Genomic DNA, 12,701 nt, shown 5'->3' on the forward strand with positions numbered 1-12,701 from the left:
ACGGTGGGTACGCAACAATCGACGGGCCAGGACCAACCGGCCCCGAGGGGGAGAGCACGCTATGCGGGAGGTGTGGCCCGGGGACCCCTATCCGCTGGGCGCCACCTGGGACGGCACGGGGACGAACTTCGCGCTGTTCTCGGAGGTGGCCCGGCGGGTCGAGCTGTGCCTGTTCGACGACGCCGGACGGGAGACGCGGCGCGACCTGCCCGAGGTGGACGGGTTCGTCTGGCACGGCTACCTGCCCGGCGTCGGCCCCGGGCAGCGGTACGGGTACCGGGTGCACGGGCCGTTCGCCCCGCGCGAAGGGCACCGCTGCAACCCGTCCAAGCTGCTGCTCGACCCGTACGGCAAGGCGGTGGAGGGCGACGTCCGCTGGCACGAGTCGCTGTTCTCCTACCGGTTCGCCGACCCCGACGCGCTGAACGAGGACGACAGCGCCCCCTACATGCCGAAGAACGTGGTGGTGAACCCGTTCTTCGACTGGGCGGACGACCGCGCGCCCCGCGTCCCCTACCACGAGAGCGTCATCTATGAGGCGCACGTCAAGGGGCTGACGAAGCTGCATCCCGGGATCCCGGAGGAGCAGCGCGGGACGTACGCGGGCCTCGCCCACCCGGTGATGGTCGACCACCTGCTCGACCTCGGCGTGACGGCGGTCGAGCTGATGCCGGTGCACCAGTCGGTCCCCGAGCACGCGCTGGTGGCGCGCGGGCTCGACAACTACTGGGGCTACAACACGATCGGGTTCTTCGCGCCGCACAACTCCTACAGCTCGTCCGGGCAGTACGGGGAGCAGGTGCTGGAGTTCAAGGCGATGGTCCGCGCCCTGCACGAGGCGGGCATCGAGGTCATCCTGGACGTCGTCTACAACCACACCGCCGAAGGCGACCACCTCGGGCCGACGCTGTCGTTCCGCGGCATCGACAACGCCTCGTACTACCGGCTGCGGGACGACGACAAGCGCTACCACCTCGACTACACCGGCTGCGGCAACTCGCTGAACGTCCGCAACCCGCACGCGCTGCAGCTCATCATGGACTCGCTGCGCTACTGGATCCTGGACATGCACGTCGACGGGTTCCGCTTCGACCTCGCCTCCGCGCTCGCCCGCGAGCTGCACGACGTCGACCGGCTCGCCGCGTTCTTCGACCTCGTCCAGCAGGACCCGGTCGTGTCCCAGGTGAAGCTGATCGCCGAGCCGTGGGACGTCGGGGAGGGCGGCTACCAGGTCGGCAACTTCCCGCCGCTGTGGACGGAGTGGAACGGCAAGTACCGCGACACCGTCCGCGACTTCTGGCGCGGCTCGTACGCGACCATGCCGGAGTTCGCGTCCCGCCTCACCGGCTCCTCCGACCTGTACGAGCACAGCGCGCGGCGCCCGTTCGCGTCCATCAACTTCGTCACGTGCCACGACGGGTTCACGCTGACCGACCTGGTCTCCTACAACGACAAGCACAACGAGGCCAACGGCGAGCACAACCGGGACGGCACCGACGACAACCGCTCCTGGAACTGCGGGGTCGAGGGCCCCGCCCGCGACCCCGCCGTCCTCGACCTGCGCGCCCGGCAGCGCCGCAACTTCCTCGCCACGCTGTTCCTCTCGCAGGGCGTGCCGATGCTCTCGCACGGGGACGAGCTGGGCCGCACGCAGAAGGGCAACAACAACGCCTACTGCCAGGACAACGAGATCGCGTGGGTGCGCTGGGAGGACTCCGACGACATGGAGTTCGTCCGGATCCTGTCGCGGCTGCGGCACGACCACCCGGTGTTCCGGCGCCGCCGCTTCTTCACCGGCAGGGGCACCGGCGCCGCGGCCGACATCGCCTGGCTCACCCCCGCCGGCGAGAGCATGACCGACCAGGACTGGAACGTCGGGTTCGCCAAGTCGCTCGGCGTGTTCCTCAACGGCGACGCCATCACCGAGCCCGACCCGCGGGGCCGGCGCGTCCGCGACGACTCGTTCCTCCTGCTGGTCAACGCCGGGTCGGAGCCGGTCGAGTTCACCCTCCCCGGTGCCGAGTACGGCGAGCGCTGGGAGTTCGTCCTCGACACCGCCGAGCCCGGCACCGTCGGCGAGCGCCCCCGGCTGAAGGCCCGCGACGCCGTCCCGGTCGGGGACCGGGCGCTGCTCGTCCTGAAGCGGGGGGCGTGAGCCCGCCGCTCACGCGCGGGTCGCCTCCAGCGCGGTCAGGAACACCAGCACGAACGTGGCGGCCGCTACCGCGCCGTGCGTGATCACCGCCGTCGCGGGGAACGCCTGCTCCGTGCCGCGGGCGTGCCGGCCGCCGCGCCCGACGAGCCAGCGGGTGAACATCAGGAACCCCTGGAAGATGACGACGAGCAGCGTCCCGAAGGCCACCCAGGCGCAGGCCGCGCTCTCGGTGGCCAGGTAGGCGATCCAGACGGCCAGTCCGGCGACGGCCGCGAGCGGATGCCCCGCCACGACCAGCACCGGAAACCGTGTCACCTTCGTCGACGGACCCCCGTGAGCCATCCAGATGACCAATAATCGGCCGCCGCCGACGGCGGCGAGGATCCACGCGCCGAGTGCCGCGTAACCCAACCCCCCGCTCCCTTCGTGAGATTCTCATCTCCGACCCCGCGGCCAGTGTCGCGGCCGGAGGCCCCGCGTATGACGGATTCGCGAAACTTGGTGTACGGCCGGTCACTCCGCGCGTCCGGCGTCGAGTAGCTTGAGACCTCTATGCGGACGCTTTCTCCGGAGCCCGGCGAGGTCGACCTCGCCGAGCGCTACGCCTATCCGGCGGACACCACCTGGATGCGTGCCAACATGGTGGCCAGCCTGGACGGGGCCGCGCAGCGCGACGCGCGCAGCGGGGGCCTCGGCAACGCCTCCGACCGGCACCTGTTCCTGCTGCTGCGCGGGCTCGCCGACGTCGTGATCGTCGGCGCCGGCACCGTGCGCGCCGAGGGCTACGGGCCGGTCCGGCCGAGCGCGGGCTGGGACGGCCTGCGCGACGGCAGGCCGGCCGTCCCGCCGCTGGCGATCGTGTCCCGGACGCTCGACCTCGACTTCGACGCGCCGGTCTTCACCGAGGCGGAGAGCCGCACGATCGTGCTGGCGGCCGCGTCCGCCGGCCCGGACCGGCTGGCGGCCGCCCGGGAACGCGCCGACGTCATCGTCGCCGGGAAGAACACGCTCGACTTCCCCGCCGCGGTCCGGGAGCTCGCCGCCCGCGGCCACAGGCGCCTCCTGTGCGAGGGCGGTCCGGGGGTCCTCGCACAGGTGGTGGCGCACGGGCTGCTGGACGAGCTGTGCCTCACGCTGAGCCCCCTGCTGCTCGCCGGGCACCCGACACGGATCCTGGACGGGCCGCCCATGTCCGTCCCGTCCGAGCTGAAGCTCGCCCACGTCCTCCAGGACGACGACGGCTTCCTCTTCCTGCGTTACACCCGCAGCCGGTAGCGGGCGAACAGCACGCCCTCGTCCAGGTAGAGGGCCGTGGGGGTGAGCGGTATCTCGGCGTCCAGCCCGTCCAGGAGGCGGGTGTGGCGCCGGGCTCCGAGCAGGGTCGGGGCGATGTTGAGGCACAGCTCGTCGACGAGGGACGCGCGGATGAGCGCGGTGGCCAGGGAAGGACCGCCCTCGCAGAGCAGATGCTCGTATCCGAGCTCCTCGCGGAGGATCGTGACGGCCGCGGGCAGGTCGACGTCGTCCTCCCCGGCGGCGACCACCTGGACGTGGTCCGGAACCCTGTGCCGGACGCCGCGTGGCGTCACGACGAGCGTGGCCGTCTCGGCCTCGGTGAACAGCGGGAGCGTCCAGTCGAGATCGGCGGAGCGGCTCACGACGATGATCGGCGCGGGCGGCCGACCGCGGCGCGCGCGCAGATCGGAGCGGAGGCGGGCCGGGCCGAGGCGTCCCGTGCGGGCCGTTCCGGCCCCGACGAGGATCGCGTCGGCCAGCGCCCGCAGAGTCCGGAACACACGGAAGTCGGCGGCGCCGCCGAGACCGTCCGTCCACCCCTCGGCGTCGGTGACGGAGCCGTCCACGCTCATGACCATGCCCAGCCGGAGGCCCGGCAGGTCGGCGTAGGCCTCGTACGGGTCGACGTGCGGGGCGGCGGCGCCGGCGGGAGGCTCGGGCAGCAGACGGCGCATGACCTGCACGTTATCGAACGCCGTATCGCGCCCCCGGCGTGTCCTTTTGTCGGTCCGGGGGCGCAAGATGGGGGGATGGACCTGCCGATCAGCCCGCCGCTGCCGCCGATGCTGGCCAAGGCGGTCAAGACCATGCCCAAGGGCGACCTGCTGTACGAGCCCAAATGGGACGGATTCCGCTGCATCGTCTTCCGGGACGGCGACGAGGTGGAGCTGTCCAGCCGGGGCGAGAAGCCGCTCACCCGCTACTTCCCCGAGCTGGTCGAGGCGGCGAGGCGCGAGCTGCCGCCGCGGTGCGTGGTGGACGGCGAGATCGTGCTGCCGATGGGGACGCGCCTCGACTTCGACGCCCTCCAGCAGCGCATCCATCCCGCCGCGTCGCGGATCAAGCTCCTGTCGGAGAACGCCCCGGCGTCGTTCGTCGCGTTCGACCTGCTCGCGCTCGGGGACGAGTCGCTGATGGAGGTGCCGCTCGGCGAGCGCCGGCGGCGGCTGACCGAGGCGCTGACCGCGGCGAAGGCGCCGATCCATGTCACGCCCGCCTCCGACTCCTACGACCTGGCGCTGCGCTGGTTCGAGGAGTTCGAGGGCGCGGGGCTGGACGGCGTCATCGCCAAGCCGCGGGACATCCCGTACCAGCCCGACAAGCGCGTGCTGTTCAAGGTCAAGCACGAGCGGACCGCCGACTGCGTCGTGGCCGGCTTCCGCTGGCACAAGTCCGGGCCCATCGTCGGGTCGCTGCTGCTCGGCCTCTACAACGCCGAGGGGAACCTCCAGCACGTCGGGGTGGCCGCGTCGTTCTCGATGAAGCGCCGGGCGGAGCTGGTCGAGGAGCTGAAGCCCTACCGGCTGGAGGATCTCTCACAGCATCCCTGGTCGGAGTGGGCGAACCAGACCGAGGCCACCGTCGACCGCATGCCGGGCGCCATCTCCCGCTGGACGGGCAAGAAGGACCTCAGCTGGGTGCCGCTGCGTCCCGACCTGGTGGTCGAGGTGGCCTACGAGGCGATGGAGGGCAACCGGTTCCGGCACACCGCCCGCTTCCGCAACTGGCGGCCCGACCGGACCCCGGAGTCCTGCACCTACGAGCAGCTGGAGATCCCCGTGGCCTACGACCTCGCCGACATCTTCGGCGGCCAGGCGACGAGCCCGCGCGTCGACCGCTGAACAGGGTCCGGCGCCGCGCCGCGTCCGGCGCCGGACCCGCGCGGCCGGGGCGCGCCGCGCCCCGGCCGCCGGCCGTCAGGGCTGGGTCTCGTTCTCGATGGTCTGCCTGATCAGCTCCTCGTCCGGCGGCGCGGACCTCTTCGCCGAGGTGAACGGGCGCAGGTAGGTCTGCTCGACGCCGGGGACGCGGTCCTCGATGACGAACGTCGCCTTGGTGGAGATCTCGGCGCCCGGCGTCCGGACGGTCGGGAGCGTCTTGAAGTCGGCCTTCATCTCCTCCCTGCTCATCCTCGTGATCACGTAGCCGCGCTGGTTGTTGTAGAAGCGCAGGTGCGGGTTGATCTTGAGGAAGGGGTGGGCGGCGGGGTCGGAGTCCGCGCCGTCGCCGGTGCTGGTGATGGACGTGCAGACCAGCTCGGCGCCGACCGTCCGGGAGCCGGGGTCGTCGTAGTCGGACTTCAGGTCGCTCGCCCAGTGGGCGTGAACGTCGCCGGTGAGCACGACCGGGTTGCGGACCCCCGCGTCCAGCCAGCCCCTGGTGATCCGGTCGCGGGAGGCGACGTAGCCGTCCCAGGCGTCCATCGAGGTCTTCTTGACGGGGCCGTCGGTGTTGTCGCGCTGGGCGAAGAACACCTGCTGGCCGAGGACGTCCCAGTGGGCGGTGGAGCGGCGGAAGCCGTCCAGCAGCCACCTCTCCTGCGCGCCGCCGGTGATGGAGCGCTTCGGGTCGGCCGCCTCGGGGCAGTCCCGGTAGCCGTCGCCGCAGCTCTGGTCGTCCCGGAACTGGCGCGTGTCGAGCATGTGGAAGGTGGCCAGCCGCCCCCACCGGACCCGCCGGTAGAGCTGCATGTCCGGGCCCCTCGGCACGGAGCGGCGGCGCGGCGGCATGTTCTCGTAGTAGGCCTGGAACGCGGCGGCCCGGCGTGCGCGGAACGCCTCGGGGGACGGGGTGTCGGAGCCGGCCTCGGGGACGTCGTCGGCCCAGTTGTTCTCGATCTCGTGGTCGTCGAACACGACGAGCCAGGGTGCGGCCTGGTGCGCGGCCTGCAGGTCGTGGTCGGACTTGTACTGGGCGTGCCGCAGCCGGTAGTCCGCCAGCGTGACGGTCTCGGGTCCCTCGTGGTCACGGACGTTGCCGCCCGGGATGGTGTAGACGCCCTTCTTGTACTCGTACTGGTAGTCGCCCAGGTGCAGGACCAGGTCGGGGTGTTCCTCGGCGAGCCGCCGGTACGCGGTGAAGTAGCCGTGCTCGAACTGGGAGCAGGACGCGAACGCCATGGCGAGGGCGGGACCGTAGGTGGCGGGGTGGGGGGCGGTGCGCGTCCGCCCGACCGGCGAGACGTGGTCGCCGGCGCGGAAGCGGTACCAGTAGTCGCGGCCGGGGCGCAGGCCGTTCAGCTCGATGTGGACGGAATGGGCGGATTGCGGCCGGGCGGCGGCGACGCCGCGCCGCTCGACGCGGCGGAACCGCTCGTCGGACGAGACCTCCCAGCGGACGGGGACCGTGCGGGGCGGCATGCCGCCGAGGCCGTCCTCGGCGTGCGGGTTCACCGCCAGCCGGGTCCAGAGGACGAACCCGTCCGGTTCGGGATCGCCGGAGGCGACGCCGAGCGTGAACGGGTCGCCGGGCAGGGTGCGGGAACGGCGGGCGGCCTGGGCGGTTCCGGGGGCGCCGGTCACGGCGACGGCGGTGGCGAGCCCGCTGGTGACCAGGAAGGTGCGCCGGTTCAGGGGGTGTGCGGAGGCTGCCATGGAGGAGCGACCTTTCGGAGGAATCCGGCAGTGATCGCCGGACAGCCTCACGAAGGCCGGTGACCTCGGGGCACCGCGCGGATGACGTCCGCCGCAACAGAAACGATCTTTTGGGCGGCGCCGGGAAGATCACGCAGCGCGAGGAAAAGGATGCTAGGCTAGCGCGCTACAAGTTACGCACACAGATAGCCGATCCTATGAATAGGAGTGTACCCAAGGCATGGGACTCCGTCAAGCCGACGCTGTCAACCCCGAGCGCGAAGAAAAGGCACGGCAGGCCGCCCTGCGGGCCGAGCAGGAGTACGTGTCCCGCGTGTACGCGCGGCTCGACGTCGAGCGGGCGAGCGCCGAGGCCGCGCTGCGGCAGGGGCCGGCCGGAGGCGGCGGCGTGTTCCAGGCGCGCCTGGAGAGCGCCGTCGCCTCCGAGGAGGCCGGCCGCCGCCTCGCCCGGCTCGGCGGGGTGGAGCACGGCCTGTGCTTCGGCCGCATCGACCACCGCGCCGGCGCCGGCGGCCCCGGCGACACGTTCTACATCGGCCGCGTCGGGCTCCGCGACGAGGACCGCGAGCCCATCCTGATCGACTGGCGCGCCGAGGCGGCCCGCCCGTTCTACACCGCGACCCCGGGCGCGCCCGGCACGCTCGCGCGCCGCCGCCACCTGCACCTGCGGCACCGCGAGGTCGTCCGGCTGGACGACGAGGTGTTCGACCTGGAGGGCCTGGAGGAGTCGGAACGCGGCGGCATCGTGGGCGAGGCCGCCCTCCTCGCCACGCTCCGCCGCCGCCGGACCGGCCGGATGAGCGACGTCGTCGCGACCATCCAGGAGGAGCAGGACCAGGTCATCCGGTCCGGCCTGCAGGGCGTGCTGGTCGTCCAGGGCGGCCCCGGCACCGGCAAGACGGTCGCCGCCCTGCACCGGGCCGCGTACCTCCTCTACACGCACCGCGACGTCCTCGAACGCCGCGGAGTGCTCGTCGTCGGCCCCAACGCCACGTTCCTCCGCTACATCGAGCAGGTGCTGCCGGGCCTGGGTGAGACCGACGTCGCGCTGGCCACGGTCGGCGAGCTGTATCCGGGCCTCAAGGCGGCGGCCGCCGACACCCCGGCGGCCGCCGTCGTCAAGGGAGGCCTGCGCATGGCCGACCTCGTCGAGGCCGCCGTCCACGACCGGCAGATCGCGCCCGCCGGCGGCCTGCGCATCGAGACCGACGGCCTCACCCTGGTCGTGGACGCCGAAAGGTGCGAGCAGATCCGCGACCGCGCCCGCGCCCTGCGCCTCCCGCACAACATGCAGCGGCGCCGCTTCGTCCACGACATGCTGGAGGCGCTCGCCTTCAACCGGGCGGAGCAGTACGACCGCATCATGGACGAGCCGCTGGAGGAGATCGCGAAGTCCGGCGGGCTCCCCGACTGGCTCCAGGAGCTCATCGACGAGGCCGAGGACGAACCCCTCCTCGACGAGACGGACCTCCGCCTGGCCAAGGAGGCCCTGTGGCAGGACCCGGCCGTCCGGTCCGCACTGGACGGGCTGTGGCCCGAGCTGACGCCCCAGCGACTCCTCGACGACCTCTTCGCCGATCCCGAGGCGCTCACCCGCGTCGGGGCGCAGGCCGGCCTCTCCCCCACCGAATGTGCGCTCCTGCACCGCACGTCGGGCTCACCGTGGACGGTCTCGGACGTCCCCCTGCTGGACGAGGCCGCCGAGCATCTCGGCAAGGACGACTCCGCCGACCGGGCCCGGGAGCGGGCCGCGCGGGCCGCCCAGGCCGAGGAGGAGCGCTACGCCCGGGAGGTCATCGAGACCGCCGGGACGACGAACCTCCTGTCCGCACGCGACGTGATCTCCGCGGGCGAGCTCGCCGAGCGCCACCACGACGGCGGCCCCTTCCTCACCACCGCCCAGCGCGCCATGGCCGACCGCGAGTGGGCCTACGGCCACGTCATCGTCGACGAGGCCCAGGAACTCTCCGAGATGGCCTGGCGCACGGTGATGCGCCGCGTCCCGACCCGCTCCCTCACCGTCGTCGGCGACATCGCCCAGACCGGCAGCGCCGCGGGCGCCTCGTCCTGGGGCCAGATGCTCGACCGCTACGTGCCGGGCCGCTGGCGCGAGCAGCGCCTCCTGGTCAACTACCGCACCCCGGCCGCCATCATGCGGGTCGCCGCCGACGTCCTCGCCGCCGTCGCCCCCGACCAGACCCCGCCCGAACCCGTGCGCGACGACGGCCCGCCGCCCGCCGCGCTCGCGCTGCCGGTCGCCGAGCTACCGTCCCTCGTCCGCTCGGAACTGTCTTTGGTCACGGGTGGCGAGGACATCGGCGGAGCCTTCAAGGAGGGCCGCCTCGCCGTCATCACCTCGGCGGCCCGGCACGCCGCCGCGCTGGACGCCCTCCCGGACGCCGCCGCCGGCGCCACCCCGGAGGCCCTCGACTCTCCCGCCGTCGTGCTGACCACCGAGGAGGCCAAGGGCCTGGAGTTCGACTCGGTGATCGTCGTCGACCCGTCCGGCATCCTCACCGAGTCACCGAAGGGCGGCCAGGACCTCTACGTCGCCATGACCCGCGCCACCCGCCGGCTGACCATCGTCCACGACCACGACCTCCCACCCCTCCTGTCAGCCCTGGCCTAACCGCGCTGGATGGCTGCGAGGGTGCGGTGGAGTTCGGTTGTGATGATCTGGCCGGCGGCGGCGGGGTCGCGGGTGCGGATGGCCTCTACCAGGGCGGCGTGGGCGGCCCGGCCGTGGGCGGTGTCGGAGGTGCGGACGTCGACGAGGGCGACCAGGTCGAGGAGGCCGTCGCGCAGGACGGGGACGAACTCGGCGAACAGGTCGGCGAGCACGGGGTTGTGCGCGGCGGCGATCACCGCGGTGTGCAGGGCGATGTCGGCGTCGATGAAGGGTTCGAGGGACGGGCCCGCGAAGGCCTCGTCGCGGGCGGCCAGGGCCGTGTCGAGGGCGGTCAGGTCGGCGTCCGTGCGGCGGGCGGCGGCGAGCTCGGCGGCCCGGACCTCCAGCATCGTGCGGATCTCGTAGACGTCGGCGACGGAGGCGCGGCGGAGCCGGGCGGGCCAGTCCTCGTCCGGCTCGGTCGCGACGACGAAGACGCCGGCGCCCTGGCGGGCCTGGACGAGCCCGGCGCCGGCGAGGGCGCGCAGCGCCTCGCGGACGGTGGAGCGGCCCACGCCGAGTTCCCTGGCGAGCGTCGTCTCGCCGGGGAGCCGCGTCCCGACCGGCCACGAACCGCCGGTGATCTGGTCGCGGAGGCGCTGGGCGGCCTGCTCGACGAGCGGGCTGGGGCGGAGCGGGCCGAGCGGCATGCGGGTTCCTCCGGGACGGTGACGGTCCCAGCCTAGCTTCACCTCAGCTTGTCTGAGGAGCTGAGGTGTGGTTGGGTGGCCGCCATGTCGTGGCGGGTTCTTCTTCTCGGTCGCCGCGGCGGGGCCTGATCCGGACCGGCACCCCGCCGCGGGGTCCGGTGCTGCCGGTCGTCCGGCGATGTGAAGGACAGAGCCCCATGAACTTCTCCACTTTGCGCACCCCGTCCGGTCCGGTGGCGGACGGCGCGCCCTTCTGGAACCCGCAGCGCGGCAGCTCGATGCCGTTCCACCGGTACCGGTCGGTGCACGAGCGCGTGCCGTCGCCCGTGCCGAACATCGAGCGCACCTGGCCGTCGCGGCGCATCGAGAGCGCGCCTCTGTGGGTGCCGGTCGATCTGCGGGACGGCAACCAGGCGCTGGCCGAGCCGATGGACACGCCCCGCAAGCGCCGCATGTTCGACCTCTTCGTGGCGATGGGCTTCAAGGAGATCGAGGTCGGCTACCCGTCGGCCAGCCAGACCGACTTCGACTTCGTCCGCCACCTGGCGGAGGCGGGCGTTCCGGACGATGTGACCCCGGTCGTCTTCACGCCCGCGCGGCGCGAGCTGATCGAGCGGACGTTCGCCTCCATCGAGGGGCTGCCCCGGGCGGTCGTCCACCTGTACACGGCGACGGGCCCGGTGTGGCGGGACGTCGTGCTCGGCTCCGGCAGGGAGGGCGTGCGGCGGCTGATCCTGGACGGGGCGGCGGACGTGGCGCGCCTCGCCCGGCCAGGCGTGCGTTTCGAGTTCTCGCCCGAGACGTTCAACGTCACCGAGCCGGACTACGCGTTGGAGGTCTGCGACGCGGTCACCGGGCTGTGGGACGCCTCGCCCGACCGCCCGGTGATCCTGAACCTGCCGGCGACGGTGGAGATCGCCACGCCGAACGTGTACGCCGACCAGATCGAGTACATGCACCGCAACCTCGCCCGGCGGAACGCGGTGATCCTTTCGGTCCACCCGCACAACGACCGCGGGACGGGCGTCGCCTGCGCGGAGCTGGCGCTGCTCGCGGGCGCGCAGCGGATCGAGGGCTGCCTGTTCGGCAACGGCGAGCGGACCGGGAACGTCGACCTGGTCACGCTCGCGCTGAACCTGCACGCGCAGGGCGTCGACCCGCGGATCGACTTCTCCGACATCGACGAGATCCGCCGGACGGTCGAGTACTGCAACCGGCTGCCCGTCCACGAGCGGCACCCGTACGGCGGCGACCTGGTCTACACGGCCTTCTCGGGGACGCACCAGGACGCGATCGGCAAGGGCATGGCCCGCCACGTCCGGCGCGCGGAGGAACAGGGCATGCCGCCGGAGCGGCTGCCGTGGGACGTCCCGTACCTGCCGATCGACCCCGCCGACGTCGGGCGCGGGTACGAGGCGGTCATCCGGGTCAACAGCCAGTCGGGGAAGGGCGGGATCTCCTACCTGCTGCGGACCGGGTACGGGCTGGACCTGCCGCGCCGCCTGCAGATCGAGTTCTCCCAGGTCGTCCAGCGGGCGACGGACGGCAGCGGCGAGGAGATCACCGCGGCCGATCTGTGGGACCTGTTCCGCGCCGAGTACCTCGACCGGTCCGGGCCGGTCTCGGTGGCGGGATGGCGGACGTCCCACGCCGATCCTCGTGCGGAGGGACGCCCTTCACAGGGGACAGGCCCGGCGCGGCACGACTTCACCGGTGTCATCGCCGTCGACGGGGACGAGCGCGAGTGCACCGGCTCCGGCAACGGCCCCCTGGACGCCCTCACCGGCGCGCTGGCCGCGGCCGGGATCAAGGTGGACGTGCTGCACCACGCCGAGCACTCGACCGAGGCCGGTCCCGACGCCAAGGCCGCCGCCTACGCCGAGTGCCGGGTGGACGGTGTGACGGCGTGGGGCGCGGGCCTCGACACGTCGGTGCTCACCGCGTCGGTGGAGGCCGTCCTGTCGGCGGTGAACCGCGCGAAGCGCGGCTAGCGGCGCCGGCCGAGGGGGCGGCGCCAGGACAGGCCCGTCCCGGGGATGCGGAACGTCATGTGCCGGCGCCCGTCCGCGGAGCGGGTGTAGCGGGCGCCGCGCGTCCCGACGCTGTGCCCGACCCCCTTCTTGGACAGGTTGATCCGGAACGGTCCCTTGCGGAGTGATTTTCGATAGCTCCAACCCATGGAGGCGGGGGTGCCCGGCAGGCACGCCGGGCATCCCTCCCCGCCGTCACGGACGGACCGAGATCAGGGTTACGGACGGACCGTGAGGCGCAACGGCAGGACGTGACCAAATCCGGTCCGAGTTCGTCGTGCGCCGCCCTTTACCCCGCGCCGCCGGGCG

Annotated in this window: 10 protein-coding genes; 5 read left to right on the forward strand and 5 right to left on the reverse strand. The window is 72.8% G+C overall.

The annotated features are described in order from the left end of the window. Positions 1 to 61 precede the first annotated feature (61 nt). Positions 62 to 2,155: a glycogen debranching protein GlgX gene (glgX, locus tag K8Z49_RS12655; RefSeq protein WP_021593099.1), complete on the forward strand. Its 2,094-nt coding sequence runs from the start codon at positions 62 to 64 to the stop codon at positions 2,153 to 2,155. A gap of 9 nt (positions 2,156 to 2,164) precedes the next feature. Here glgX and K8Z49_RS12660 read toward each other — a convergent pair whose 3' ends face one another. Beyond that, a complete protein-coding gene (locus K8Z49_RS12660; RefSeq protein ID WP_256255248.1) occupies positions 2,165 to 2,470 on the reverse strand; it encodes a hypothetical protein in 306 nt (101 codons plus the stop codon). 237 nt (positions 2,471 to 2,707) lie between these two features. Between K8Z49_RS12660 and K8Z49_RS12665 the strand changes: the two genes are divergently transcribed. Next, positions 2,708 to 3,430, forward strand: coding sequence for a pyrimidine reductase family protein (locus tag K8Z49_RS12665; RefSeq protein WP_412518887.1), 723 nt, complete (start codon positions 2,708 to 2,710; stop codon positions 3,428 to 3,430). On the opposite strand, the gene K8Z49_RS12670 is transcribed toward K8Z49_RS12665, so the two are convergent. Next, positions 3,412 to 4,125 carry a dihydrofolate reductase family protein gene (locus tag K8Z49_RS12670; RefSeq protein ID WP_412518889.1) on the reverse strand — a complete coding sequence of 238 codons (714 nt, stop codon included), beginning with the start codon at positions 4,123 to 4,125 and terminating at the stop codon, positions 3,412 to 3,414. The two genes, K8Z49_RS12665 and K8Z49_RS12670, sit on opposite strands and share 19 nt — an antisense overlap. 75 nt (positions 4,126 to 4,200) lie before the next feature. Between K8Z49_RS12670 and K8Z49_RS12675 the strand changes: the two genes are divergently transcribed. Next, positions 4,201 to 5,292, forward strand: coding sequence for an ATP-dependent DNA ligase (locus K8Z49_RS12675; protein ID WP_024936199.1), 1,092 nt, complete (start codon positions 4,201 to 4,203; stop codon positions 5,290 to 5,292). Between the two features lie 75 nt (positions 5,293 to 5,367). Here K8Z49_RS12675 and K8Z49_RS12680 read toward each other — a convergent pair whose 3' ends face one another. After that, entirely contained in the window at positions 5,368 to 7,044 is a 1,677-nt protein-coding gene (locus K8Z49_RS12680) for an alkaline phosphatase D family protein (RefSeq protein ID WP_412518891.1), read from the reverse strand. 220 nt (positions 7,045 to 7,264) lie between these two features. Here K8Z49_RS12680 and K8Z49_RS12685 point away from each other — a divergent pair, with 220 nt between their 5' ends. Beyond that, positions 7,265 to 9,673, forward strand: coding sequence for a HelD family protein (locus K8Z49_RS12685; protein ID WP_412518893.1), 2,409 nt, complete (start codon positions 7,265 to 7,267; stop codon positions 9,671 to 9,673). Here K8Z49_RS12685 and K8Z49_RS12690 read toward each other — a convergent pair. Next, the gene (locus K8Z49_RS12690; protein WP_111833060.1) at positions 9,670 to 10,362 is read right to left on the reverse strand and encodes a FadR/GntR family transcriptional regulator; all 693 of its coding nucleotides are present in this window, start codon (positions 10,360 to 10,362) and stop codon (positions 9,670 to 9,672) included. The genes K8Z49_RS12685 and K8Z49_RS12690 overlap by 4 nt on opposite strands. Positions 10,363 to 10,640: 278 nt before the next feature. Here K8Z49_RS12690 and leuA point away from each other — a divergent pair, with 278 nt between their 5' ends. Next, on the forward strand, positions 10,641 to 12,353 hold the full coding sequence (gene leuA / locus K8Z49_RS12695; RefSeq protein ID WP_200871952.1) for a 2-isopropylmalate synthase: 1,713 nt from the start codon (positions 10,641 to 10,643) through the stop codon (positions 12,351 to 12,353). Here leuA and K8Z49_RS12700 read toward each other — a convergent pair. Continuing rightward, entirely contained in the window at positions 12,350 to 12,541 is a 192-nt protein-coding gene (locus tag K8Z49_RS12700) for a DUF4236 domain-containing protein (RefSeq protein ID WP_021596869.1), read from the reverse strand. The genes leuA and K8Z49_RS12700 overlap by 4 nt on opposite strands. Positions 12,542 to 12,701 lie beyond the last annotated feature (160 nt).

This window comes from Actinomadura madurae (assembly GCF_047130825.1).
GTDB classification, from domain to species: Bacteria; Actinomycetota; Actinomycetes; order Streptosporangiales; family Streptosporangiaceae; genus Spirillospora; species Spirillospora madurae.

What these genes read in the sequence shown, in the direction of transcription:
- glgX (WP_021593099.1), top strand. Translation starts at nt 62, where the DNA reads ATGCGGGAGGTGTGGCCCGGGGACCCCTATCCGCTGGGCGCCACCTGG.
- K8Z49_RS12680 (WP_412518891.1), bottom strand. Translation starts at nt 7,044, where the DNA reads ATGGCAGCCTCCGCACACCCCCTGAACCGGCGCACCTTCCTGGTCACC.
- K8Z49_RS12670 (WP_412518889.1), bottom strand. Translation starts at nt 4,125, where the DNA reads ATGCGCCGTCTGCTGCCCGAGCCTCCCGCCGGCGCCGCCGCCCCGCAC.
- K8Z49_RS12685 (WP_412518893.1), top strand. Translation starts at nt 7,265, where the DNA reads ATGGGACTCCGTCAAGCCGACGCTGTCAACCCCGAGCGCGAAGAAAAG.
- K8Z49_RS12700 (WP_021596869.1), bottom strand. Translation starts at nt 12,541, where the DNA reads ATGGGTTGGAGCTATCGAAAATCACTCCGCAAGGGACCGTTCCGGATC.
- K8Z49_RS12690 (WP_111833060.1), bottom strand. Translation starts at nt 10,362, where the DNA reads ATGCCGCTCGGCCCGCTCCGCCCCAGCCCGCTCGTCGAGCAGGCCGCC.
- K8Z49_RS12675 (WP_024936199.1), top strand. Translation starts at nt 4,201, where the DNA reads ATGGACCTGCCGATCAGCCCGCCGCTGCCGCCGATGCTGGCCAAGGCG.
- K8Z49_RS12665 (WP_412518887.1), top strand. Translation starts at nt 2,708, where the DNA reads ATGCGGACGCTTTCTCCGGAGCCCGGCGAGGTCGACCTCGCCGAGCGC.
- leuA (WP_200871952.1), top strand. Translation starts at nt 10,641, where the DNA reads ATGCCGTTCCACCGGTACCGGTCGGTGCACGAGCGCGTGCCGTCGCCC.